The 24,380-nt window shown below is 41.2% G+C and carries 27 protein-coding genes and 1 pseudogene; 8 read left to right on the top strand and 20 right to left on the bottom strand.

All coding sequences use genetic code 11. The features are described 5' to 3' along the window. The first annotated feature begins 1 nt into the window (after position 1). Entirely contained in the window at positions 2 to 619 is a 618-nt protein-coding gene (locus CA600_RS23975; RefSeq protein WP_094873429.1) for a histidine phosphatase family protein, read from the top strand. Positions 620 to 683: 64 nt separating this feature from the next. Here CA600_RS23975 and CA600_RS23980 read toward each other — a convergent pair whose 3' ends face one another. Further along, entirely contained in the window at positions 684 to 929 is a 246-nt protein-coding gene (locus tag CA600_RS23980) for a hypothetical protein (protein WP_042189863.1), read from the bottom strand. 136 nt (positions 930 to 1,065) lie between these two features. Further along, positions 1,066 to 1,617 (bottom strand): polymer-forming cytoskeletal protein, encoded by a 552-nt coding sequence (locus tag CA600_RS23985; RefSeq protein WP_094873430.1) that lies wholly within the window; start codon positions 1,615 to 1,617, stop codon positions 1,066 to 1,068. 311 nt (positions 1,618 to 1,928) lie between these two features. Between CA600_RS23985 and CA600_RS23990 the strand changes: the two genes are divergently transcribed. Together CA600_RS23990 and CA600_RS23995 are read left to right on the top strand one after the other, a co-directional pair. Beyond that, on the top strand, positions 1,929 to 2,840 hold the full coding sequence (locus CA600_RS23990; RefSeq protein ID WP_094873432.1) for a LacI family DNA-binding transcriptional regulator: 912 nt from the start codon (positions 1,929 to 1,931) through the stop codon (positions 2,838 to 2,840). Between the two features lie 48 nt (positions 2,841 to 2,888). After that, the gene (locus CA600_RS23995; protein ID WP_094873434.1) at positions 2,889 to 4,154 is read left to right on the top strand and encodes an MFS transporter; all 1,266 of its coding nucleotides are present in this window, start codon (positions 2,889 to 2,891) and stop codon (positions 4,152 to 4,154) included. Positions 4,155 to 4,177: 23 nt separating this feature from the next. Here CA600_RS23995 and CA600_RS24000 read toward each other — a convergent pair whose 3' ends face one another. The 10 genes from CA600_RS24000 to CA600_RS24045 all read right to left on the bottom strand — a co-directional run bounded on the left by CA600_RS24000 (position 4,178) and on the right by CA600_RS24045 (position 12,840). Next, a complete protein-coding gene (locus CA600_RS24000) occupies positions 4,178 to 4,930 on the bottom strand; it encodes a hypothetical protein (protein ID WP_094873436.1) in 753 nt (250 codons plus the stop codon). After that, positions 4,927 to 5,415, bottom strand: a complete 489-nt coding sequence (locus CA600_RS24005) for a GNAT family N-acetyltransferase (protein ID WP_094873438.1) — start codon at positions 5,413 to 5,415, stop codon at positions 4,927 to 4,929. Before CA600_RS24005 ends, CA600_RS24000 begins: the two co-directional genes overlap by 4 nt. 133 nt (positions 5,416 to 5,548) lie before the next feature. Then, positions 5,549 to 6,313 carry an ABC transporter ATP-binding protein gene (locus tag CA600_RS24010; protein WP_094873440.1) on the bottom strand — a complete coding sequence of 255 codons (765 nt, stop codon included), beginning with the start codon at positions 6,311 to 6,313 and terminating at the stop codon, positions 5,549 to 5,551. 15 nt (positions 6,314 to 6,328) lie between these two features. Next, positions 6,329 to 8,668 carry an ABC transporter permease gene (locus CA600_RS24015; RefSeq protein ID WP_094873442.1) on the bottom strand — a complete coding sequence of 780 codons (2,340 nt, stop codon included), beginning with the start codon at positions 8,666 to 8,668 and terminating at the stop codon, positions 6,329 to 6,331. Positions 8,669 to 8,713: 45 nt separating this feature from the next. Continuing rightward, on the bottom strand, positions 8,714 to 9,337 hold the full coding sequence (locus tag CA600_RS24020; protein ID WP_094873444.1) for a TetR/AcrR family transcriptional regulator: 624 nt from the start codon (positions 9,335 to 9,337) through the stop codon (positions 8,714 to 8,716). Positions 9,338 to 9,489: 152 nt separating this feature from the next. Next, positions 9,490 to 10,452, bottom strand: coding sequence for a permease prefix domain 1-containing protein (locus CA600_RS24025; protein ID WP_094873446.1), 963 nt, complete (start codon positions 10,450 to 10,452; stop codon positions 9,490 to 9,492). A gap of 6 nt (positions 10,453 to 10,458) precedes the next feature. Next, positions 10,459 to 10,785, bottom strand: coding sequence for a PadR family transcriptional regulator (locus CA600_RS24030; protein WP_094873448.1), 327 nt, complete (start codon positions 10,783 to 10,785; stop codon positions 10,459 to 10,461). Between the two features lie 155 nt (positions 10,786 to 10,940). After that, the gene (locus CA600_RS24035; protein ID WP_094873450.1) at positions 10,941 to 11,507 is read right to left on the bottom strand and encodes a 5' nucleotidase, NT5C type; all 567 of its coding nucleotides are present in this window, start codon (positions 11,505 to 11,507) and stop codon (positions 10,941 to 10,943) included. Between the two features lie 87 nt (positions 11,508 to 11,594). Further along, entirely contained in the window at positions 11,595 to 11,792 is a 198-nt protein-coding gene (locus tag CA600_RS24040; RefSeq protein WP_256989992.1) for a cysteine-rich CWC family protein, read from the bottom strand. Between the two features lie 145 nt (positions 11,793 to 11,937). Beyond that, the gene (locus tag CA600_RS24045; protein WP_094873452.1) at positions 11,938 to 12,840 is read right to left on the bottom strand and encodes a phosphotransferase family protein; all 903 of its coding nucleotides are present in this window, start codon (positions 12,838 to 12,840) and stop codon (positions 11,938 to 11,940) included. A gap of 119 nt (positions 12,841 to 12,959) precedes the next feature. Here CA600_RS24045 and CA600_RS24050 point away from each other — a divergent pair, with 119 nt between their 5' ends. Continuing rightward, positions 12,960 to 13,508, top strand: a complete 549-nt coding sequence (locus tag CA600_RS24050) for a MepB family protein (RefSeq protein WP_094873454.1) — start codon at positions 12,960 to 12,962, stop codon at positions 13,506 to 13,508. Here the strand turns inward: CA600_RS24050 and CA600_RS24055 are convergent. After that, positions 13,478 to 14,008 carry a hypothetical protein gene (locus tag CA600_RS24055; RefSeq protein ID WP_094873456.1) on the bottom strand — a complete coding sequence of 177 codons (531 nt, stop codon included), beginning with the start codon at positions 14,006 to 14,008 and terminating at the stop codon, positions 13,478 to 13,480. The genes CA600_RS24050 and CA600_RS24055 overlap by 31 nt on opposite strands. Positions 14,009 to 14,106: 98 nt before the next feature. Between CA600_RS24055 and CA600_RS24060 the strand changes: the two genes are divergently transcribed. Both CA600_RS24060 and CA600_RS24065 read left to right on the top strand, forming a co-directional pair. Then, entirely contained in the window at positions 14,107 to 14,715 is a 609-nt protein-coding gene (locus tag CA600_RS24060) for a methyltransferase family protein (RefSeq protein ID WP_094873458.1), read from the top strand. A gap of 128 nt (positions 14,716 to 14,843) precedes the next feature. Continuing rightward, on the top strand, positions 14,844 to 16,112 hold the full coding sequence (locus CA600_RS24065; RefSeq protein ID WP_094873459.1) for an alkaline phosphatase: 1,269 nt from the start codon (positions 14,844 to 14,846) through the stop codon (positions 16,110 to 16,112). Positions 16,113 to 16,319: 207 nt separating this feature from the next. On the opposite strand, the gene CA600_RS24070 is transcribed toward CA600_RS24065, so the two are convergent. From CA600_RS24070 to CA600_RS24085, 4 genes and pseudogenes are all read right to left on the bottom strand, one after another. Continuing rightward, on the bottom strand, positions 16,320 to 17,414 hold the full coding sequence (locus tag CA600_RS24070) for a winged helix DNA-binding domain-containing protein (RefSeq protein WP_094873461.1): 1,095 nt from the start codon (positions 17,412 to 17,414) through the stop codon (positions 16,320 to 16,322). Positions 17,415 to 17,753: 339 nt separating this feature from the next. Continuing rightward, positions 17,754 to 18,725 carry a ring-cleaving dioxygenase gene (locus CA600_RS24075; RefSeq protein ID WP_094873463.1) on the bottom strand — a complete coding sequence of 324 codons (972 nt, stop codon included), beginning with the start codon at positions 18,723 to 18,725 and terminating at the stop codon, positions 17,754 to 17,756. 94 nt (positions 18,726 to 18,819) lie between these two features. Continuing rightward, positions 18,820 to 19,287 (bottom strand): MarR family winged helix-turn-helix transcriptional regulator, encoded by a 468-nt coding sequence (locus CA600_RS24080; protein ID WP_094873465.1) that lies wholly within the window; start codon positions 19,285 to 19,287, stop codon positions 18,820 to 18,822. Positions 19,288 to 19,383: 96 nt separating this feature from the next. After that, positions 19,384 to 19,587: pseudogene (locus CA600_RS24085) on the bottom strand (phosphotransferase family protein); the annotation flags it as partial. Positions 19,588 to 19,849: 262 nt separating this feature from the next. Here CA600_RS24085 and CA600_RS24090 point away from each other — a divergent pair. Both CA600_RS24090 and CA600_RS24095 read left to right on the top strand, forming a co-directional pair. After that, complete coding sequence (locus tag CA600_RS24090; protein WP_076129886.1) at positions 19,850 to 20,197, top strand: PadR family transcriptional regulator; 348 nt, start codon at positions 19,850 to 19,852, stop codon at positions 20,195 to 20,197. Continuing rightward, positions 20,184 to 21,179: an HAAS signaling domain-containing protein gene (locus tag CA600_RS24095; protein ID WP_094873466.1), complete on the top strand. Its 996-nt coding sequence runs from the start codon at positions 20,184 to 20,186 to the stop codon at positions 21,177 to 21,179. The genes CA600_RS24090 and CA600_RS24095 overlap by 14 nt, the downstream gene beginning before the upstream one ends. A gap of 78 nt (positions 21,180 to 21,257) precedes the next feature. Here the strand turns inward: CA600_RS24095 and CA600_RS24100 are convergent, their stop codons facing one another. Genes CA600_RS24100 through CA600_RS24110 form a run of 3 tightly spaced genes read right to left on the bottom strand, consistent with a single transcriptional unit; the run spans position 21,258 to position 24,255 of the window. Then, positions 21,258 to 22,535 carry an alpha-L-fucosidase gene (locus CA600_RS24100; RefSeq protein WP_094873468.1) on the bottom strand — a complete coding sequence of 426 codons (1,278 nt, stop codon included), beginning with the start codon at positions 22,533 to 22,535 and terminating at the stop codon, positions 21,258 to 21,260. Positions 22,536 to 22,584: 49 nt separating this feature from the next. Then, entirely contained in the window at positions 22,585 to 23,535 is a 951-nt protein-coding gene (locus CA600_RS24105) for an ROK family protein (RefSeq protein WP_094873470.1), read from the bottom strand. Between the two features lie 27 nt (positions 23,536 to 23,562). After that, positions 23,563 to 24,255 carry a copper homeostasis protein CutC gene (locus CA600_RS24110; RefSeq protein ID WP_094873472.1) on the bottom strand — a complete coding sequence of 231 codons (693 nt, stop codon included), beginning with the start codon at positions 24,253 to 24,255 and terminating at the stop codon, positions 23,563 to 23,565. Between the last annotated feature and the right edge of the window lie 125 nt (positions 24,256 to 24,380).

Here is a 24,380-nt window from a genome sequence, read left to right on the forward strand (position 1 = left end):
AATGAAAAAGACAGTATTATTTCTAACCCGGCACGGGCAGACTGAATGGAATTTGCAGAAAAGAATGCAAGGACATCAAAATTCAGCGTTAACAACCTTGGGGGAACAGCAAGCGGAATGGTTGAGAGAACGTTTGGAAGGTGAGAATTTAGGAGCCATTTATTCTAGTACTAGTCCAAGGGCGTTGCATACTGCGCAGATTTTGCGAGGAAATCGTAGTTTATCGATTCAACAGCAAGCTTCATTAATGGAAATTAACATGGGCATTTGGGAGGGAATGAACACAGATCAGATTGAACAAGAATATCCATTACAGTACACCCATTTTTTCACCAGACCTGATCTTTTTATTCCACTAGCCCCAGGGGAGACCTATAGTCAGCTTGAACAAAGAGTAACGCCGACTATTGAGCGTATCATTAACGATAATGAAGGACATGAGGTACTTATTGTCACACATCGGATGACCCTGAAAGTCATTATGGCTCATTTTCTCAATAAATCACTGCAGGAATTAGGGGAACTACCGGATATTCTCTCTACAGCATTGTGTAAAGTAACCTTAACTGACAACAATACAACCATCGATCTGTACGGCGATACTTCACATTATCAATGAAGCCTTCTCAAAAATAAAAAAGGAAACTCCGATTTAAATGGGGTTCCCTTTTTAGAATTCAATTTTAAATTTCCACACTTTTGATTGTAAAGCTGCGGACCTTCATCCATTTTCCTGAAATAAATTCGTCAATTGTTTTCGTCTTCGGTCTAACACAAAAACGATGCTTGCTCCCTTTATCAAAACCAACCGCTTCAAAAATCAGGCCGTCACCTATTTGCTCCTTAAAGAACACTTGCTTAAGTCCCAATCTATTTAACATTTCAAGCTTTACACTTTCGATATATGTGCGTGAATACTCCTTAGACATATGTGTTCCTCCTAGTAGTGGTAGTAATATTATAAGTTCAATATTAAGAAAATCAACTAAAGTTCATATAAACGAAAAGAAAAAAGCCAACCCATAGTCTATGGATTGGCTTCTACTGTATAAGTTAATTACGAAATTATTTAACTTCTGTTGTTCCAGTCACTTTTCCATCAATCTTTGCAGATGCTTTCAGATCCTCACTTGTGAAGTAAAGATTACCATCAATCGTTGCGGTTTCAGGTAGAGTAAAACCTTTCGCTTCTACATAAACATCGCCTTTAATCGTTCCGCCTTCAACTTTCAAATTCTCACTTTGTACTGTAAACTTTGGTACGGTTAGTGTATAAGTAGCAGTGATCTTGTGATCAGCATCTTGCGAATAAAGGGCAATCTTACGGTAGATGTCGCCATCAGCCGCGCCTTTATCATGGAATTCTCCAGCTACAACAACCTCTTCTGGAATCGTTACATCATTTAGAATCGCAACAATCCAGTTTCCATCTTTGCTAACAGCCTTAGTAAATGCATCTGCTTGATTGACAATCGATGCTGTAGTGACAGCATCTGTCTGCTCAGCAGCCGGAGCCGTAGTTGCCGCCGAATTGGTTGCTTTATCCTCATTTGCTCCACAACCTGCCAATACTGCTACCGAAACCCCAGCCACTAAAATCATTTTAAATAGTCTCATTTTCGTTTCCCCCTAATTTTGATTATAAATTAATTATATATTAAAATTCTTAATAATTAAGTGAATGATTTCACAAATTTGTGTCAGTATCTAAAGCGGTTTCACAACTCTCCCGCTTCCCGTTTAAAATTCGTTCCCATGAGTCACACCTCTTCTCGCTGACTGATTTAGGTTCTTAAATCTATTTACCCAAATTATAAAAATGAACACATAAATCATTTTCTTCTTGGTATAAAGTCACTCGTTGACTCTTCTCAAGTTTTAGTGATAAAATTTGGAAATAAATATCTCAGCAAGGGAGAAGTTTACTGGTGAAAAAGACTACAATGAAGGACATCGCGCTACGAGCAAATGTCTCCGTTGCAACTGTGAGCTATGTTCTGAACCGCGTCAATAACCAAACCATTCCTGAGAAAACCCGCAATCAAATTCTGTTACTGGCTGAAGAGCTTCATTACATTCCAAACCTAGCAGCTCGTTCGCTAGCTAATAAAAAAACGGGATTAATAGGAATACTTATCAATAATTCTGCTTATATGCCCCCTTGGAAACTCTATGCCCAGTTCACATTTATCCGTACTTTGGAACAGCGTTTAACGGATGCCGGATATCATACGATGTTATACTCTCTTGGTACCGACCATCCTTCACTGGATATCATCGTCGAAAGAAAACTCGAAGCCGTCTTTCTGATTGATGTCCGCGAGGAATCCTTCTATTCGATTTCCAAGCATTTTGTAGAAGGGATTCCCTTAATTTTGATCGACAGCATGATTGAAGATAAGCTGTTTAAGCAAGTTCTTTACAATTATCGTTCAGCTCTACAAAAGATAATGCCGGAGGATCTTTCACAGGTTTGTTTAATTATGGAGAGCTTCAATAACACCCTGCTCACTCACTTTATCCAAGACAGTCTTCCTTTACCTGAGAAAGCAATATTCAAAGTTCAAAATATGGAGGAATTGAATACAATTTTATCGGAGGGGATTTACAAAGAGGCCATAGTTATTAATGAGTTTATCGGAAGTTGTGTTGAAAAATCCGGGGTATTCACACGTCTTTCTGTTCTATGTACCTGTAATTGCCCAGAAATGCTTGGAGAAGACGTTCAGAAATTCATATTCACTGGGGATAAATCAGCCACTGCTTTTGAACTAATGCAGGAGTTATTACATCGTCCTGACTACTCCAAACAAGAGAATAATCGTTATTTTGTTGATTAATTTTTTTTCGATATTCACTTAAGCGTTTAAGTTGAGAGGAGAGTTACCATGACAGATCCTGTATTAGGAAAACATGCATCCACCACTGCTCAATCCTATCCAACTCTTTGGGGAAACCGGAGATTTATGCTGCTACTCAGCTCGTATTCCATTTCCTTGTTTGGAAATACCTTTCACAGCATTGCTTTAAGTTTATGGGTACTTCAGACCACCGGAAGCGCTAAAATGATTGCCATTATTACGATAATCAATTTATTGCTCAGTTCTTTCCTCGGATCGATAGGAGGCACACTCGCAGATCGGATCAATCGCAGAACCATTATGTTAATCACTGATTTGATAAGCTGCGGTCTAGCAGTTACGCTTGCTTTAGCCATTTCCATGTCTTCTACATCATTCATTATCGTGGCCATATTAACGGGACTTACGACAGTCTCAGCATTATTCCAATCCCCTGCGTATCAAGCTTCAATTACCACTGTAGTTGGAAAAGAACATGTACAAAAAGCAGTCGGGATTCTGAACCTGTCAGAGAATGTCTTTCGGACGATTGGGTATTCCGCTGGAGGTATTTTTGTAGCGAGTTTTGGAGCGGCAGATGCCATATTATTTGATGGAGCTACATTTTTCGTTTCCTTTCTACTAGTTCTTGCTGTCCGCTCCCTTCCACTCCCAAACCGAGTGAATACCGGACCTAAAGAAGAAAGAAAATTTACACAGGATCTTGCGGATGGCGTTCGTTATATTTGGAGAAACCCCTTCGCCCGGGCAATAATCATAATGCTTCCTACGCTCACTTTGTTCTTTATGCCTTCACTGATGCTAACGCAAGTTATGGCCGTCAAAGTATGGAATTCTAGTCCCTTTCAGTTTGGACTCATGGAAGCCTGCATTCCTCTAGGTTATATGATTGGTTCCAGCATGATCTTGTTTCTCGGCTCCAAATTAAAGAATCGCGGCTTCTTTATCATGACTGGACTGCTGTGTCTGGGTCCCCTGTACCTCCTATTATCGTTCGTCACTACTGCTACCTTAGCCATTCCCATCATTCTTCTAATTGGCTTTATGTTCTCATTCTGTACATTGCTGATAAATACAATCCTCAGACTGGAAGTTTCAGAGGATATACAAGGTAGAGTCTTCGGTGTACTTGGCTCCATTATGAGTGTAGCACCCTCACTTGGTCTTACAGCTGTTTCATTCCTGTCCGATCACTTCAGTCCAGCCCCTGTCATGGGTTCCATCGGAGTCCTGCTACTACTGTTTGCTTTATTAACCTTGAACAAGTTAAAGGTGATTCGTAATTATAAGTAATTTTAGAACATATCTTATGACCGTTATCGCCCGTTTTCCCTAATAACGCGTCTATTATGAAGCTCGATCAGTAATTGAACAACTATAATGATCAATAAGAAGATTCCCACAACACCTGTTAAAAATGGATAAATTAGAGGGAAAAATACACTTGGATAACTTTTAGTAATATCCGAATAGTAGCCCATACCCATAAGTGATGTACCCGAGAACTCGATCAGCTTCACCCCTAGATGATTGTTACTTCTTTGAGCATAACTCAGCACCTTTTCTTCTATACTGCCATCATGTGAGATCGTGATTATTTTCCATTTTCTCTTTTCCATCGGCTGACTATCATCTGTAAGTCTTTGGACTATACTAATTTCTTTCTCGCCAGTCATTCGATCCTCAACAGTAAGGATATCTATCCATGAGAAATATCTGCTTCCTCGTTCCCGATTAGACAACCATATTTCATCAGGGGTTGAGATTTTTTGACCATTTAATAAAAACTGAACTTTCACAATATCTCCAGGCGGGACATTCTCCTCTTCATCCCAAATTGTCAATTCTGCTTTCCTGCCTGTATGTTCTTCCTCAATCTTAATATGCTTATCATCAACCGTTAGTTCTTGAACGTTTAACGTGTTATATCCTTTTTCAGCATGGTTGATCTCATAACGCTGATTGATTTGATCTGAAATCATATACTCACGGATATAGTTGAACAATGGGCTGAAAGAAATCGCTAAGAAGAACAATGAAATTGTCGATAAAACAATCTTTTTGTTCATAACGAACCCTTGGGAGTAATCTCCAGCTTAAAATTTTGCCTTGAGCCACCTTCAGGACCCTCCGGTTCCTTATCCTGCAAAGGAACAAAACCAAACTTCTGATAAAATCTTCTAGCAGGTTGACCCTCTGGATGATCCTCACCAAATGTAGTAACAAATATCTCTGCTGGGGTTTCGATACTTTCGAGAATATAGTTAAGAAGGGCTGTCGCGACTCCTTTATTTCTCTCTATGGCTGAAACAGATAACCACCCAATCTTGTAATTAGGGGCTTTGGATGAAGAGAGTAACACAGCTCCTAGTAATCTTGAACCTGGCGAACCATTGTTTTCTCGTACACAAAAAGCGCTTTGTCGAGTGATATTTTTTTCTAACGCTAGAGTGAAATTGGGATCTTCTACCATCGGTCCAAAAAGGGTCTCCACCTCTGCCGCCAGGTCCAGCCATCCTCTTATATCCTCCATAGTAGCGTTTACTACAACCATATATAAGTTCTCCTTTAATATACTTAGTTACACCCCGCCGCCATGATCGCGGTATGCCTTAATAAGCGTACAAAAAGCATCTTTGCTTACACTTCCCGATTCAAAGCCTGACCAATATCCCTTTCCTATACAATCAGAATCCCAATTTAAACAACCACGTCGACAACTTCTCTTCCCGCTCTTTTAAGTCCCCATTTATGTGATTGAATTTTCCAAGCCAGTGCTCAGCAGCTATGCTGCCATCCAGCATATACAGAACCCGTTCTGCCTGAGCAGCGACTTTCGCATCATGCGTAGCCAGCACAATCGTTGTACCCGCCTGATTAATATCTATTAAGATATCCATAATTTCACTAGCAGCTTTAGAGTTCAGTGCACCTGTTGGCTCATCACCAAAGAGAATATCAGGCTCATTGATGATAGACCTGCAGATTGCTGCTCTTTGCAGTTGTCCACCCGACACTTGTGTAATATCCCGTTCAGCTAGCGCGGAGATTCCGGTTTTTTTCATTAGATCAGCGGCTCTGTTATTGATGATTCTACGACTAACGATTTTAGCTCGATAAGCGGATAAAATGATATTGTCCCGAATCGTCAGGTTTTTTAAAAGATGCATCTGCTGAAAAATAAATCCCATTTGATGTAGACGAAGTTCAGCTAATTCACTCTCAGAAAGACCGCTGATTTCTTGCCCTTTAAAAACAACACTGCCTGTAGTCACCTGATCCATACCGCTGATCGTATAGAGCAAGGTTGATTTCCCTGAGCCAGAAGGTCCCATTAAAGCTACGAATTCACCCTTTGATACCTGTAGATGAACATCTTTTAATACCGTCTGTGGGGTTCCTTGCCCGGTTACAAACGTTTTATTTAACCCCTTCGTCTCTAATATGAACATACTACCACCTCACCCTCATTCGACAATCAGTTTAGATAAATTGGATTTCTTCATCGATATCGTGCTTACTACGGTTGTGAGTGCTACAATGAGCATGAAAAAAAGAGGGAGAACAAAATAAGCTACCACCGGATTAACTACAAACTGTATTTTTGATGCTCCCATAAAAGATCCGAGTAATTGAGTGAATTTTTGACCGATGGTATTAGCTGCAAAGGTTCCTAGAATGATTCCGAGGCCCGAAACCAGTAGTAGCCTTACCTGATATTGCTTTCGAATATCTTCTAACGTAAAGCCAATGCTTCTCAAAATTGCAATTTGCGAGACGTCCTTCGCTAGCAGCATTTTTAGAAATAAAGCAGTAATTAATACTGAAATTGATATCGAGATGGCAATGGATAAGCCAGTGACGAGCTTTAATTGGCGAATCGTATTCCCAAGCGTCTGAGATAAATAACTTTCTAGATGAGTAACTTTGGCTGGATAAAATAACTTTGCATATTGATCCATTTTCTCCTGAACGGAAACATTCGGATTCACATCTAAAGCTACGATATACCATAGCACGGACTTCGGGTCATAAGGTAATCGGGCTTTTGCAGTTCGGCCTCCATTCGTTATATCTTGGTAGATCCCGCTAACCTTCAATTTTTTCGAAGTGCCGTCAACCTCCAAAAGAACGCTATCCCCTACCCTTTTATTCCATTCCTTGGCATTCAAATCAGAAAGGGCAATCTCTTCCCTACTTTCAGGGGTTCCTCCGTTAACATAGGTGAGCGGAAAAATAGAGAAATCTCCTGTTTCAACATTGATATTCTCCCATACGCCATCGCTGCCGAGCACTTTAAATCGAGAAGTAATTAATGGTGAGAATTTAGCTATATCGGAGTCCTTATTTAGCGTCGTAATCAGTTCATTAAATCGCTTCTCTATTTGATCAGATGGCTGCAAATCTATTCTCATGTCACTTTGACCTACACCCATATAAGAAATAAACCGAGGGGACTGAAGGGTATTCAATATATTTACTGGCACAAGAATGATAAACAGACAGATCACAAATACGAAGAATAACAATCCGAACATGGTGAAGCGTCCATAAACATCCTTTAGGCCAAGAAAAACATTCACATTTATATGCCTGCGCTTACTCAGCACTATTCTTCTTTTATTGCCTTTCAACTCTCCCACACTCCCTGACCTTAAAGCCTCTACTACGGTTATACGATTAAACCTTCTAAGAATAACGCTGCAAAAGAACACAATCATGCCGAAAATCAAACCGACCGCTAAGACTGGAACAATAGGCTGAAGGATCGTTTTCGGAGCAGTCCCCAAGTACAATGTGATATTCGCTGTAAACAATCGCACCACACCCAAAGATAATAAATATCCGAGCAGTGAAGCGCTTGCTGCCATCACCATATATTTTGCCAAATAGATCCTTCTAATATCTCGCTGCGAGATCCCAATGGCTTTCATGACGCCAATCTCTCTATAATCCTCCTCTAAGGTCGCGATCATCGTAAACCTTAAACATAAGGTGGCAATAATCATAAGAAGGATACTTACTAAAATAATGACAACTGCAATAATCCCATCTGTCAGCGCATTCAGCGTCTTAAACAAAGGATAGTCTATCATGGGTCCTTTACCGGGCATATCTGAGGATTGATAGGTATTCCGGAACTCGCTAAGTCTACTTAAATCGGTGATTTGAAATTCAATTAGGTACTCAACTTCTCCATGGTTCTTCTTAAGTACATTATAATCCGTGTCATTTACGACAAAGCGCTTAGAGCTAACAATAGCTGGATTCATTTGGATGTCTCGAACAAAATCCGTAACAATAAATTTTTGATCTAACTGTCCATTGGAAAGGGTAACCTGATCACCTATGTTCAGATCATTCTGCTTCATATAATAAATAGGAACTGCGATTTCTCCTTCAGATACCTTAATCACTTGATTCTCTAAATTCAGCAGCAAATCAAATGAGGGGTTCTGCTTAACAAAACCTATATCCATTACGCTGTTCTCTTCCGACTTATTGCTGTTCCCCAAGACAATCTTCGAGCCATCTATCCTTAGCATTTCTACGGTCTGTTGATTCTTAACAAGTGAATTTGTAGCGGCGAATTTTTGAATAGCTGCGTGATCTATTGGACCAGCATGCATTTGAACAAAATGGGGAGCTTTTGATTTATCCAGCAGATGACTTAAAGAACCGTACAATTCCATAATGACTTGAGAAGCACAAGCAGCAAGCAACGCCGATAACATCATAAAAATAAATAAAACAATCGTTATGATTTTATTTCTTTGAAAATCTTTTTTCACAATTTGTAGCAGCATTGCCGATCTCTCCCCTGCATCTCATTCATCCTCCCTGCTCGGACCTTACTCAAACATTTGCACTACGTAGGAAAAGCTTCCCTTTTCAGCTCCTAACGTAGTCTCCATAATATAAATAAAGCTCTGAATTTTGAGAATGATCTCTTCCGGTTGCCACTTAAAAATCCCTTCATCCATTAAAAATTGTGAGGCGACCAACAGAAATTCCATCGTTTCTTTAGGATAAGGACAGTGGAACAAGCTCTCCTCGATTCCCTGCTCAATCACCTCTGTCAACACAGGGGTCAGCTTCAAAATCGTTTCAGCCAAGCTTTTCTGATGGATTAGTGCATTCTCAGCTTGATGAAACTGTTCAATCATGTGACCCTTTCTCTCCGAATCAGGTTTCTGCGCCATTATGATTTGTAGTAGCTTTTCATGTACGGAGAGCTTTGAATCAGCAGCAATGATCTTCGCAACGTCCACTCCAGCATCGATGAATCGTGTGACTACTGCTTCCATAACCTCCTCCTTCGACTTGAAATAATAGTAGAACGTGCCCTTGGCAATCCCGATTTCCTGCAAGATGTCGTTCACTGTAGTTCCCGCATAACCTTTCGTAAAAAAGAGCATTTCTGCCTTATCTAATATTTCATTTCTGCGTTCTTCTGCTTCTTTGGAAATTCTCATTTATTCTGAGTCCTCCTTTTTATAGACCGACCGTCGGTCTATTCCATTTAAATACATTTAATACATCATGTCAATGATATCCCAGCAAATTGGACAAAAGAAAAAAAGTAACCTCCAAAGGATGAGGTTACCTTAATGTGCAGTCAGCATAATCAGGAGACATTTTTGCGCTTTAGAATATGATACACATTGCTGAACATGCCGGACAGGATTCCAGCAATTGGGAATACAGCCCAGTTAACGTCCCAGCGCCCATAGACAAAGCCCGTAAACAGGAAAATCGCCGTCGCCAACGGCCACAACACAGCCCCAACAACTCCAACAAATCGGTTCTCTTCCTGCTTCTCTGCAGCGATGTTCGGCTCCTCCAGCAATTTCGTATATGTTCCCTGAATATTCCCGTAATAAATGAACAGAAACACCGCCACAGCCGCAATAAACAGAAAAGCAGCAACTCCATATGGAGCATAGTCATCGTTGACATACGAAGTTGCGAAGATAAAGGTAGGTGACAGCACACAAAGACAGACGCCCACAATCAAAGCCAGGCGATAAGTCGGAGCATAAAGGGCTTGACTGCGCTGAAGCGCCGTTTTGAGCGCATAAGGTAGCTGAAAGCCTTGCTCTAGACTTTCGAAGCGCTCGAGTTTCATGCCGCTATGAATGAACATCCCAACGGCCACAGCGACCAGCACGAACATTCCGACCATCCCCAGCATCGAACCTTTATCAGCCATATCAGCATTATTTTCAAACAATGTACTAAGAGTAATCAATAGCGCCACCCCGCATGCGCAGAGAAAAACACCGAGACCGGTCCATAATCCAGAGCTACGTTTGGCAGCCGCATAAGCATAAACCTCTTCTTCACCAAGTATGGGCACAGTCTTTTCCTGTCCGGCTGGATGGATGCCTAGCTCAGCAGTCAGCTCCTCAATATTTCCGAATTCCGAAATAACGATACCGATCGCCTCATTCTCAGACTTGCCCTCCCGCTTCAGCTCCAGGTACTTATCTTCCATCCCGGACAGCAGCTCCTGCTTCAAATGCTCCAGTTCCGAAGTCTTTGGCAGACTAGCAAACATATTATCCAGATATACTATGATCGTCTCCATGCACTATCACCACTCCTTGATAAATTGGTTTACAACTTCCTGCGTAATCTTCCATTCCTCACATTTTTCTCGGTAATAGGCGAGACCCAGCGGGGTAATCCGGTAATATGTGCGCCGCTTGCCAAGACTCTCATCCAGATAAAAGGATTCAATGTATCCGTTCTTCTCCAGCCGGGTAAAGGCGGAATACAGCGTTGTCTCCTTCATGACATACTTCTCCTGAGTCAGCTGCCTGATATTCTTGGAAATCTCGTACCCGTAGGATTCCCCATCCAGCAGCATGTAGAGGATCATCGTATCGTTGTAACCACGTATAACATCACTGCTGATCAAAAATGGTACCCCCTATGATTACTTCATCTGTCGTAGTAGTTGCAGTATACCATAATTACTACGACAGATGAAGTAGTTACGTAAAAATAGGTAAAAAAATCTAAAAAGCATAAAAAAAGAGAATTGCCCTATGTGAGCAACTCTCCTCAAATCAGTTAGTCTCTTGAATTTTCAAACATCTGATCAATCTTCTCTTTCGCACCTTCCCAGGAGGTCAATAATGGAAATCCATATTGTTCACGGGCTCTCAAATTCCATGGATGCGGAATACAGAGTACTTTCTTTCCGTCCTGTAAGGCAGGAACCAAGTTGTGAACCCCGTCATCGATCAGAAGATCATAATTAATAAGATTCTTTCGTTTGCAAGGGAAGAAATTTTCAATGGGAATAAACGGCATATGCTTCTGCAGCCAGTTCCATTTTTCAACAACTGCATTGGGCTGGGCCGCGGTAACAATAATAACATCATATGCATTGTGTAGCTTCTCCATTTCACCTACAACATGCTCGTCGAATAATTCAAGCTCCTCATATAAACCAGGCCGCCCATAGAATACATCTTGTGTACAATCTGGATGACGTAAATGATCCGTATTCCAATCAAGCATCTCCTCGTACTTCAGTACATGAGTGGGGAAATCATTGTTGTTATGGTATATAGCTCGTTTGACTAGATGGCATATCGTGTCATCCATATCAACTGCAATTATAGGCTTTCTCATCTGTTTCCCCCATATGTTTTTTTATATTACTATTTAAGTATACACAATATAATTACTGTTTTCGTCTTGAGTTAGTTAAATTTCTGTCTAATGTTTTTTAAACGCCTCTACACAGCTTTGACAGATACAGGCTTTACCACTCAGTTCCAAAGGTACCCTTTCTAGTAGTTCTGCAGGAATTTCCGTATGAAAACACCAACAATCACCATTATTAGCACCACAATGATTTAATTCTTTACATAAAGGGCAATACCGTTGTTCGACTTGTTTATTCTTTATTTCCAAAGCTTATACTCCCCCATACGATTAAACATTTCACTTCTATTTATTTACTTTTCTTTTCCTTGAAATTCAAACACTTTCGTCATAACCACTTCTGAACATTCCAAGTCTAGCCTAACTATGGTTAGTATTATTCAATAAAGTAATTTCATATTTTCCCCCATCCATTTATTCCTTCTGTAGATCTTTGCAATACCTCTATACTTTCCTGAAGAAAGGCCTTATTGTTCTCGATCCCTCTGGTTTTACACCAAACTACCGCACTAAAAGCATCATAAAAACTATAAAACGGTATTATAGCTTCCAGATCAAGTAAAGGACGAACCGATTCGTAGCCTTGCACATAAGGGAGCCGTGTTAGCGGGTTCACTTCCCAGACGTATCGGTTTATTTTTGTGAAATCAATTCCAGTGGAACCACCACGAGCGCTCTCGTAATCAATTATACCAACGACTCGATTATCTTTTATTAATATATTGCCTGGTCGAAAATCCATATGAACAACACTAGGCCCATCCGGTTCAGGTAACGCCGAATATACGCTATCAAAGTGAGTAATACATTTCTCAAATAAATCAGGATGAAGGACCTCCTTACAAGGTTCTTTCCACTTTTCAAAATTATTTTTCAGGTATAATCTCCAGCTATTGTTCTCTACTGTCTGAAAACCATCGGATCCATAACATCCATACGCTGGCATGGAAACTTCATGAAGCATGGCATGATAATTACCGATTTGAAACGCCAGACTCTGATCAAGGTTACTCGTACAAGGCCCCCCATCTATAGCGGAGAGAAGCAATGCACCGACACTCCTATCATCACCGTCCCAGAAATCCAATACTTTTGGAACGGGTATAACACCCTTTAGTCTTTCAAGCATCTCAAATTCACGAACTAGTTTATCCCTGTTGTATGGAATTTTCACGTATACGTTGTCTAGGTTAAAAAGAGTAAGTTTATACACTTCAGAACTGAACGAATCAGGAACAGACTCTATATTCAGAACACTCAGCTTAAAAATTTCAATTAATTTATGTATGGATTCCATACGACTACCTCCAGTCTCAAGGGAAAGCTGCTCTGTTCACGGTTGTGAACTCCCTATTCTTGCATTAAGATAAAGAACATTAGGAGTTTCTAAGGAACTCAACCGGGAGATTTGAACAGATGAAATTTAAGAATCAAAGCGGTTCAAGTATCATTCATAGTGATCTGCTCGCTACCCAAGAGCTTGTATATAACCCGTGCAATCTTGATTGCCCTGACCTCATTCATGAACCACACAATGCTGATTATGGGGCGTATATATTTAATTTAAACGCACTATCCATTAGATTTCGTGTTGCAAAAATCACACCTACAAAGATCGGGCAGTTTGTCACGTTATGGGAGAGAATTGGAGATGGCCCCATCCAGCCCTATGATATATCAGATACTGCTGATCTCTTCGTTATAAGTACACGCAATGAGAATCACTTTGGTCAATTTGTATTTCCAAAAGCTGTGCTAGGTAAACAAGATATATTATCCAATAAAGGTGACGGTGGCAAAAGAGCACTACGAGTGTACCCGCCATGGGATCATCCCACGAGTCGTCAAGCTCAAAAAACACAAAAATGGCAGTTGGAATATTTCCTAGAAATACCGGTAATTCAGCCAGCAGACTTTCTTCGTGCGCAAACACTTTACGGTTTTTCAGTAAATCGAACAGTCTGACCTATGTCCTCCACATGTTTTATATCCGCCCATAAAATAAAATAATTGTAGAAGGAATCTCCTATTTTTACCGCTTCTGGATATTTCAAAATAATAGCAGCCTGATGATTCCATTCCTCTTGCTGATCAGCAGAAGGCACAATCAATCGTGCTTTCTCTTCCGCTTTTAGCCCCTCTAGTGTCAGTTCAATAATTTGTGGATCGGAGCCATAAGGCTTCAGTTGATGAAATGCATCCATGTTTGCTACTTCATCGATGGATACCCCCTCTCCAGAAATAGCGGATAATTGAAAAAATCCGTCGTGCCCCTGATACCTCTCATCATATTCTGGATTCACTACCCACTCGGAGGGATACTTCAAAGTGACCTTATACTCTTTTGAAATATATGTTGACACCCCCGATGGCTTGACCAGCATTCCGATTCCAGTACTTACTAATGCAACAAGCGCTATAAACAGGACCCCTAGCCACCATCTTTTATACGTTGACGTTTTCACATTATCCTCCTATTAGTTGACATGCACAGCATCAGGAAATAAGATATAAGTAAACACATGAGCAATCATTCATATGTATTAGTGAGGAGGTAATTCCAATGAGTAATCTAAAAAATATCCTATCCCTAATTCTTTTCTCCATATTCCTTATATCTTACCTTTTGAAGCTCGTTATACTTTACAAGAAGAATCATATTAAAGGAAACGTATTAGCTAAAGGAAAAAAACGATCTATAATCCATTATACCGAGCTGTTCGTTAAGACTACTACTTTTGTGTGGGGAGCAGCGTGGTTTACGTTTTCCTTAGCGGAGTCATACATAGTTACACTAGTAGGAGAACATTTTAATCATCCGGTGATTCACTTTATCGGTGTTGGTGTAGTAACGCTCGGATGTTCCATTTTCATACAAGCAATGATTGCCATGCGTACTTCGTGGAGAGTTGGGATTGATAAGTCTACTGTAACAAAGCTCATCACGCACGGTATATATAAATTTAGTAGAAATGCCGCATTTCTCGGTTTTGATCTCATGTTTCTTGGATTGTATCTTATGTATCCAAATTCATTAACACTAATTATATTCTTTCTTAACATTATAGCCATTCATTTACTTATTCTTCAGGAAGAGCAGCATTTAAAATCTGTATTTGGAAATGAATATATTCAATATTGTAATAATACACCTAGATATATTTTATTTTGAAATCTTACCTACTGTAAATCCTATGCTTTCAAGCACGCTACAATTTACATTTTTTACAATATCCGAAAACATTCTCTTAATGTAATTACTATAGTATGAGGTTGTAGACATACATTAGGAGGGAAATTATGAAATCACCGAAAAAGTACGGCGTGAAGACGGCAATTGTAGCCACTGCAGCAACTGCTCTCTTCGTTTCCAACGTAGTCACTACACAAGCACCAAATCAGGCCAATGCAGCTTCATCTAACACAAGAAATGTGATTCTGTTTGTCGGTGACGGAATGGGTACTGCCCAGCGCAATGCCATCCGCCTAGCTACAGTAGGTGAAAAAGGTAATCTAGCGATGGATTCTATGCCATATGCTGGACTAATTCATACAAGCTCCACTGTCCCTGTTACAGATTCAGCTGCTTCAGCCACAGCCTATGCCAGCGGAGTCAAGACTTATAACGGAGCCATCGGGATGGATGCAGATAAAAAGTCCGTCCAAACCATTATGGAATATGCAAAATCAGCAGGGAAATCTACAGGCGTTGTAACTACCAGCCAAATTACTGATGCTACAGGCGCTGCCTTCGGTGCACATGTCGAAGATCGCTCCAAACAAAGTGACATCGCTCTGCAGCTTCTGACCAAGAGCAAAGTTGACGTTCTTCTCGGTGGAGGCGAAGACTTCTGGTATCCTGCTGGGAATCCAGGTAAGTTCGCAGATGAGCCAGCTGAAGATCCTTCAGAGAAAAGCAAAGGTACGCAAGGTAACCTTGTAGACAAAGCTAAGCAGCTTGGATACTCCTACGTAACGAATAAAACAGATATGCAAAAGGCGAAAAACGGCAAGCTTCTCGGATTATTTGCAAATGAGGAAATGTTCCAGCAGAAGCCAGAGGGTGAAGGAGATATCTACAACCCGGTTGTATCCCTGCCTGAAATGACAAAAAAAGCGATAGACACGCTTGCAGCAAATAAAAACGGATTTTTCCTGATGGTTGAAGAAGAGGGTACCGACGAATTTGCACACCAAAACAATGCCAAGATGACGATTAAAGCGGGGCAAGAGTTAGATAAGTCCGTGCAGGTTGCCAAAGATTTTGCTAAAAAGAATCCGGATACCCTTGTCCTTGTTCTCGCCGACCATGAAACAGGTGGATTCTCTATTGAAGCCGTAGACGCTGAAGATGAATCAGGTGATGGCATTTCCAAAGAAGATGGTCCGTTTGCCATCGCTAACTCCAAACAGAATTTCGTTGTAGACTGGACGACTTCAGGTCATACAGCAGTGGATATTCCAATTACGGCCATGGGCAAAAACGCTCAGTTGTTTACAGGAGTATACGAAAACACTGAAGTATTCACTAAGGTTGCGCAAGCCATGGGCATAAAAGTAAAAAAATAAAAATCAGCAGAATAAAAGACTAGCCAGACTTTTCTGGTTAGTCTTTTTGATCATGTAATTGGGGTAGCAAACCCGGCAGGTGACGCCTGGCGGGTTCCGTTATTATACAGAGCTAATCGAAACAATACAAAAATGAGCCTCTTGGAACGATATAAGTGCATTGGAGTCCGATAACCTAAAAAATGAGCTTTTATGGGCAAATAATGATTATGTAGTCCGTTTCACGCTAAGATTGAGGATCGGCAGCCCGATAAATGCAGCATATTTTTCAGCAGCTTTAAACACTGCTTCTTCAGCCTTCCTGAGCTCTCCAAAAGGATGAATGACCATTTCTATTCCTTTTTTCTTAATCGTACGTTTCCATGTACCCATAACTTGGCCACCTACAACAACCATCGGCAGGAAAACACCATTGTTTCCAGGGACAATTAAAGGAGCCGTCTCAGGCTCAAGTACAGCACTCCGGTCTTTATAACCAAGAATGTACTCATCATAACCCGGAAGTAAATAGACACCCGTGGAGTCTTCATCCGCACGAGCTAGTTGATCGGTAGACATCCAATACTCCCTGCCATTTATATCCGCCGATTGAAGGTCATTTTTCACAGTTTCTAATCCTCGTCTAGCATCTGTAAGGGTTATGCCTGCCCACCAAGCAAAGTCCTGAACGGTCGCCCATCCACGGGCTGTAAAATACCGCAAGGCGAGTTCTTGCAACGATTTCTCATAAGATAGTTCTCGGCAATCTGGCACCCATTCCTCTAACAATACAATCGTTTGCTGTTTACCATTCATAGGACCAAAACAAATCAGTCCTTGATAGGCACTATTCCAGAGCATATGATAACCCCGCTGATTCCCTGTATGGATGCCTTCTTCTTCTATTAACTGAAGTAGGGCCGAACGATCCCTTTGCTTCCCGCCCTTTAAAGCTTCCACTATAATTTTTCTACAGCGCTCCAGTGTTTGATCATCAAGTCCAAGCTCAGCCATTCGCCGCTTCGTTTGTGATGCTAAACGCGGTGCAGTGAGCTGTAGCATCCACTTTACATCTTCTGCTGGGATGAAATGAAGCGTACCCCGCAGCGTCCAAGTAAGAATAATTTTACGGTCAGCGATTGCACGCTCTATATCAGCTAATTTCGCAGCAGGAGAACGTAGTCCGATGGCCCAAACCGCCTGCATGTAGTCTTGCGCTTGCATAGCCCCCATTTTCTTCACGACCTGCTCTGGTGTGTGATGTAAAGAGCCTGCAATCATTTGACTATATAACCTGCTATTTGCAATAAGGCTATTCGTCACACTACTCCCCCTTTTCAGAAATGAATCCTCAAATAATATACTTCCAGATATTTAACAAAATGGATAAGTTCTTGCTCATGTCTATGTCGATATTATTATTGATTCTATTGATTTACGAGATTTATCTAGAATATGAACTCCATTCCATTGCATAATGTGCAATAGATAGTCATATACAGGCTAACAGTGCCCTTCTTTTTAAAAGAAAAACGCTGCTTCCTGTTAAGGCATCTGTGGTGTGATCACCTAATGTGTATAAACCTAGCTCCAACCCTTTATTCTCATCGACTCTATATTGTTCCATCATGATTATGTCCTCTTTTCATGGTTATATTAGGTTCATTGGATAGGAGGAAGCTTCGATTCAATCTCTTCACGACGTTCTTCCAGAAAGGAAGGTAAGGTCAAATTCTCTCCTAGCGCGTCAAAAGTTTCATCAATCTCAAATCCTGGGCCATCTGTAGCAAGCTCAAAAAGAATATGGTTCGGATCCCGAAAATACAAGGAATGGAAGTAATAACGATTAATGACCCCTGTATTTTTAAAGCCTGCAGCAGTGATCTTGGAGGCCCATTCGGTTAGTTCTTCGACATCCTTCACTCTTATAGCCACATGATGGATGCTGCCTTTCCCTGGTCTCTCCCGGTCTTTATCATTTACTTCTTTGACGTGGATCTCGGTGTATAAACCACCCTTCCCTGTTTCATATATATCTACCATCACTTTCGAATCCCCCATGGAGGGTACTGTCCGAACTTTTGTATAGCCCAAGATATCTTCCAAAACCGCCTTTGTGCGGCTAGTCTCACGTACAGTCAATACAACAGGACCTAACCCAACGATGGCATACTTTGGAGGGATGTCTTCTGTAATCCACGGCTCAACTAACTCGATACCGTTATCTTTTTCAGCCGATACTAAATGGATCGTCAATTCATCTCTATCATAAAAAGTAAGCGACTTATGTTCCCCGATACTTACAATCGCTTCATGAAGAACTTCAAAAGAATCTAATCGACTAGCCCAATACGACAAGGCTTCATCGCTAGGGACAAGAAGGGAGAAAGAGCTAATACTGTTCGTCCCTTTGCGGGTCTGACCTGCATTTGGCATTTCAAAGAAAGATACCTCAGTGCCAGGGGCGCCATTACGATTTCCATAAAATAGATGGTACATGGATGGATCATCTTGATTGACCGTTTTCTTTACAAGTCTCAGTCCCAGTACCTCTGTATAAAACCATAAGTTTTGTTTAGCGTTTTTAGTAATCATCGATACATGATGTTGTCCGTTTATTAGTTGTTGTTTCATTATAATAGCCTCCTAAATAAATGTTGTATTTTAGTTTACTAGTATACTGACGAAGAAAAAAGTAAGCTTTATTATCAATAAAGCTTTTGCGTCACTACTGAACACCTCGCGGGAGTCGATTCTCATCTTGGCTATGGCGATGAATCTTTTTAAGCATGCTGTAAAACACTTTCTTCTCATCATCTGTCAGTGGATCGAATAACGAGGCTTGGAAATCCGATTGTAAGGGCAGTACCTTCTCAATAAGTGTTTGGCCCTTTTCCGTTAAAGTAATGTACTTCACTTTCCAATCCTGTTTGCGTTCAATCCATCCTTCCTTCTCTAATCTGCCAAGCATATGGGATACCCCACCTTTAGTAATGGTTAGATGCTCGGCAATTTCCATCTGTGTTACAGGCTGGTGTAATAATATTTGTACCAAGGTATCAAATTGATTAACGGTTAAGTTAAATTGCTTCAAGAATTCATTGGAAAGATCGTTACTATTCTCATATACCCTAACCAGCCGCAACCAGATCAATAAGCTTAATTGGTTATCTTCAGTGAATCCATTGCTTCTCATTTGGTCACGTCCATCGTTTGTTTATTTTAGGTGTTATTTGATTGGTTAATATGAGTATACTAGTAAACTGATAAGGAGTCAAGCTCAGTAGGAATCCTACACGCTTGCCAAATACCACTTCGGAATATAGGTTTGATCATCATCATACCACTCCAGAACACTCTCCGCTCGGCTCAGCATATTAGCAACTTCTTCTTCCCCAAATGGAATCGCCCAATGAATGCTTGACAGCTGGTTGCTAGCAATAGATAGAGCCATCATTCTGAAGAACAAGTCCGGGACATTGTTATTAAAATACCCACCTCCCATGTAGAAGCATTCGGGATATCACTATAGAATGAAATCATTTCACAACCTCCTTTAATTAGAGTATTTCACTCAAATATAATTTTTTCTTATTTATTTCTTAGGAGATTATTTTATTCAATTGATGTTGGAACAACAATAGTGTATGATACATAGTATAAAACACATACTGTATGATACACAGTAAATATAAACGTCTTCGGCCTCCTTTCAAGGACGAATAGCGTTTAAACGAGAAATATAATGAGGTGGGTGAATGAGTACTTTATTAAATTCTTTAATCACAGAGCTTAGGAGAGGTACGTTAACGCTAGCCGTTTTAAGTCAATTACGAACACCCCAGTATGGATATTCGCTCGTTCAATTGTTGGAGGAATCCAGCATCATCATCGATCAAAGCACCCTATATCCATTACTTCGCCGATTAGAGAAACAGGAATTAGTGACGAGCAGCTGGGACACATCCGAGAGCAGACCCCGTAAGTATTATGTTCTAAGTGACTATGGCGTAGAAATTTTTTTACAGCTAAAGGAAGAATGGCTTAAGAATTCGAAAGAACTTTACGGCCTATTACAAGGGGAGGATGACCATGAAGCTGATTGAGATTTACATTCATGAAGTTACTCGGAGGTTACCAGAACAAAATCGGGAAGACATCGCATTAGAATTACGATCAACCATCGAGGATATGTTACCGGATGATTATGACGAAAAAGAGGTAAAAGCCGTCCTTGCAAAATTGGGCAATCCAGCTATTTTAGCTAGTGAGTACCGCGATCAGCCCATGTATCTCATCGGCCCACGCTATTTCGATTTATATGTTACGTTATTAAAAATGATTATACCCATCGCTGTAGTTGTTTCTTTAATCGCTCTGGTTGCTGATTACTTGATTGGCTATAACGGCGATAAAACAGTTTCGGATATTGTTACTGCAGTTATAAGTACAGGAATTGGAACCTTCCTTGAAGTAGGAATCCAAGTCTTTTTTTGGATAACTGTTGTGTTCGCTATTATCGAACGGGCGGATAAAGGAAAGGAAGGTCATCCACTTACTACAAAATTAAGGAAATGGACTCCTGATGATTTGAAGGATATCGCGCTTGTCCATAAGAAAAAAGCAATTACAAGCTTCGAAGTGTTCGGAAGTTTACTTTGGACTGCCATTTGGGCTACTGTTTATTTTAATGCTGAACACCTGATCAGAGTCTATAGAGGCGGTGAAGGCGCACTTAACTTCGTAGCCCCAGCTTTTAATCAGCATGTGTTACTTGATTATTGGCCTATTATTCTTATTGTGATCGGATTAGAAGTCGCATTAACTATATATAAATTAATCAAGAGACAATGGACTAGAGAATTAGCATTATGTAATACGGCCCTCGAGCTTTTAGTACTTATTGTATTCGCTATTATCCTTATTAATCCGAATGTATTTAACCAAGAATTCATTAACTACATGTCTAATTTATTAACTACTACAGCTAACCAGTTTGAAACGGGGCTAGTAGGTGGAGGAATAGCAGTCTTGATTTTAATTGCGGTCCTCAATATATATGAAGGCTTCCGCAAGGCCCGCCTCTGATATTTTCAACAAAATAAACAGATCCTAAGGTGAATCCCTAGGATCTGTTCTCATAAGAGATATAATAGTGAATAACAACTATACAAAAAGTTCAAGCTCAACAACCGTATCCATCTCGTCGGGAAGCTTAGCCCCTTTTAATGTAATAAACGCTCCGCCGTCAACATCCGAATATTCCTCAGCCATCCACGGCACCTCCACCTTTAATTCGGTACCATCACGTAGTAATCTAGCCTTTTTAATCTTCCCTTTCAAGCCTTGGAAATAGATCGGGCCAATTCCACGGTCGTAGACGTGCGCATACAACTTGTTGCCCTTTTGCGTATAACGACCCCACTCTGGCTTAGCAAGCAATGAGCTGCCGCAGCCATAAATACTATCACCATTCAGGCGCATCCACTCGCCCACTTCATCAAGGATGACAAGTGATTCCCGTGTCATTTCACCTTTAGCATCAGGTCCAACATTAAGGAGGAGATTACCATTCTTACTGATACATTCGACCATTGAGCGAATGATCTGCTGGGTGGATTTATAATTTTTATCTTCGGAATGATAGCCCCAGTTATCATTAAGCGTAATGCATGCTTCCCATGGAACGGATTGGCCATTCACGTCAACAATCCCACCGGGAGGAATGATCTGCTCTGGAGAAAAGAAATCTCCAGCATATTCTTCTGGCTCGGCCGCGCGGATATTCCCACCTAAACGATTGTCGATAATAATATCCGGCTGGATAGAGCGAATCATACGGATTAACTCCGTTGCTTTCCATTTCTCTCCGGTCATATTGTCGTAGGAGAAGTCAAACCACATGATGTCGATTTTTCCATAATTCGTCAACAGTTCCTTCACTTGCCCATGCATATACTCCAAGTATTGATCAAAATCAATCGGCTTGTCTTTAGCCGCTTCATTGTCCCGATCCGGATGAGCTTTATCGCCATATCCAGGGTAATCATCATGATGCCAATCAATAATAGAGTAATACAGACCTACAGCAATACCTTCAGCCCGGAAAGCGTCTACATATTCTCGAACGAGATCATGTCCAGCAGGCGTGTTAGTCGCTTTAAAATCTGTCAGCTTGCTATCAAACAAGCAGAATCCGTCGTGATGCTTGGTCGTAAGGACCGCATACTTCTGCCCTGCTGCTTTTGCTGCGCTGGCCCATTTCTTCGGGTCATATCGAGATGCGTCAAATTCATTGAAATACGTCATATAATGTTCTCTACTCATTCGCTCGTTTCCACGTATCCACTCACCTCGTGCTGGAATGGAATATAATCCCCAATGAATGAACATACCGAATCTATCCTGCAAGAACCATCTCGTTCTTTCTTCTCTTGTACCCACCTCTTCAACCCCTCCGTTTTTGCTAGCTTTGATAAATAGTTCAGATAGTCTAGACGGTATGAAATAATGCCGCAGCGCCTATAAGACCTACATCATCCCTCAGACCTGCTGATTCAATAGTATAAGTTCCTTTATACGGCTTCATGACAAGTTCTTCTGTTTTCTCTCTCAGCGCCGGAAACAGTAGTGCACCAGCTTTGCTTACGCCTCCACCGATTACAATGCGATCAGGATTAAACGTATGTACCGCGTTAGCTAATCCAATCGCCATATAATGAATCGTTCGCTCAATCACCTCGACAGCCAGCGGATCTTTTAGTGCCATCGCTTCAAAGACATGTCGAGAATTAATCTTTTCACCACTTCTACTAGCCAGCTCTGTAATCATCGACGTTCTGCTCTCCATACTCCGCAGTGCCATGTCCCGAATCGCTGTACCCGAAGCAAATACTTCCCAGCATCCATATCTTCCACAGCTGCATTCCGTTCCGTTCGGGTCAATAATATTATGACCGAGTTCTCCTGCAAATGAGTTCGTTCCGAGCAGTAGCTCACCATCCATGACAATTCCAGCTCCAATTCCTGTGCTGAAGGTAACATACACCATGTTGTTCGAGCCTTTGCCAGCTCCTCTTACATACTCGCCCCATGCCGCAGCGTTCGCATCGTTTACCACTTTCACTTCTATGTCAAGTTCTGACTCCATCCAATGTTTCAGTGGAACATTATCCCATTCAGGAAGATTGGTACCGTGAATTACGATTCCATCCTGGCTGTTCACAGCTCCAGGAGAAGCCAGTCCGACCCCAATCAGCGGTCGGCCTTCGGATACAGAGCGGATCATTCCGATCATTCGCTGCACCACCTCTTCAGCGGTGCGCGCGCCAGCTGTCTCCATTAATTCCCGATTCAACACAGTACCCTTTGAATCGAATAATGCTGCGGCAATTTTTGTTCCACCTAAATCAATTCCTACTACATAGCTCTCAGCCTTATGCATAACCATTCACCTTTTCACTATCTATTATTAGCCGTTCGAATGAATATTCTTAGCTAACGCCCGCAGGGCTGCTGGATCGATTGGCGACAAAGCGTCTTTGCCATGACGAACAGCCGATCCAAAATGTACTTCTGTGACTCCAGTCTGTTGAATAAAAGATGTAATACCTTCTGGCTTCAAACCACTTCCAGCCAATATACTTATCGAACTACCTCTTGATTCCTCTACTAGCCTACGCATAGCGGGAATGGCATCAGGTGCCGGACCTGGTCCAGCAGAGGTAAGAATACGAGTGATTTGCGGGTAATTACAAAGCGTCCGATAACCTGCAATTTGGTCCTCCAGCTCGTCAAAAGCACGATGGAAGGTTACTTGTAAGCCATCTGTCAACGGCAATAATATTTCAAGCGCATGCTCATCAATCTTTTTTTCCGGTGTTAATGCGCCTAGAACAACTCCCGAAGCACCACTGGCTGCAATCTGCCTGATCTCTGCAGCCATAGTCAAAATATCATTCGTGGAATAGATGAATGATCGACTGTGCGGACGGACCATAACAAAGACAGGAATGCTAACCGATTTGACTACCTGCTCCACCAACCCTATTCCTGGTGTTAATCCACCTTCCGTAATGGCAGTAATGAGCTCAAGACGATCTGCGCCATTCGCCTCAGCCGTTAGAGCATCATCCATACAAGTAGCGATGATTTCCAATCTCATAACTTTCACCCACTCTTCCAGTTGTTAATGATGCACTTGCTTCATAACATAATCGGCGAGCAGGCGTGCACCATATCCCGTCGCTCCAGCTTCTGAGTATCCCACATCCTGTTTGTACTGTACCG

The sequence above is a fragment of the Paenibacillus sp. VTT E-133280 genome (genome assembly GCF_002264385.1).
GTDB classification, from domain to species: Bacteria; Bacillota; Bacilli; order Paenibacillales; family Paenibacillaceae; genus Paenibacillus_AQ; species Paenibacillus_AQ nitricinens.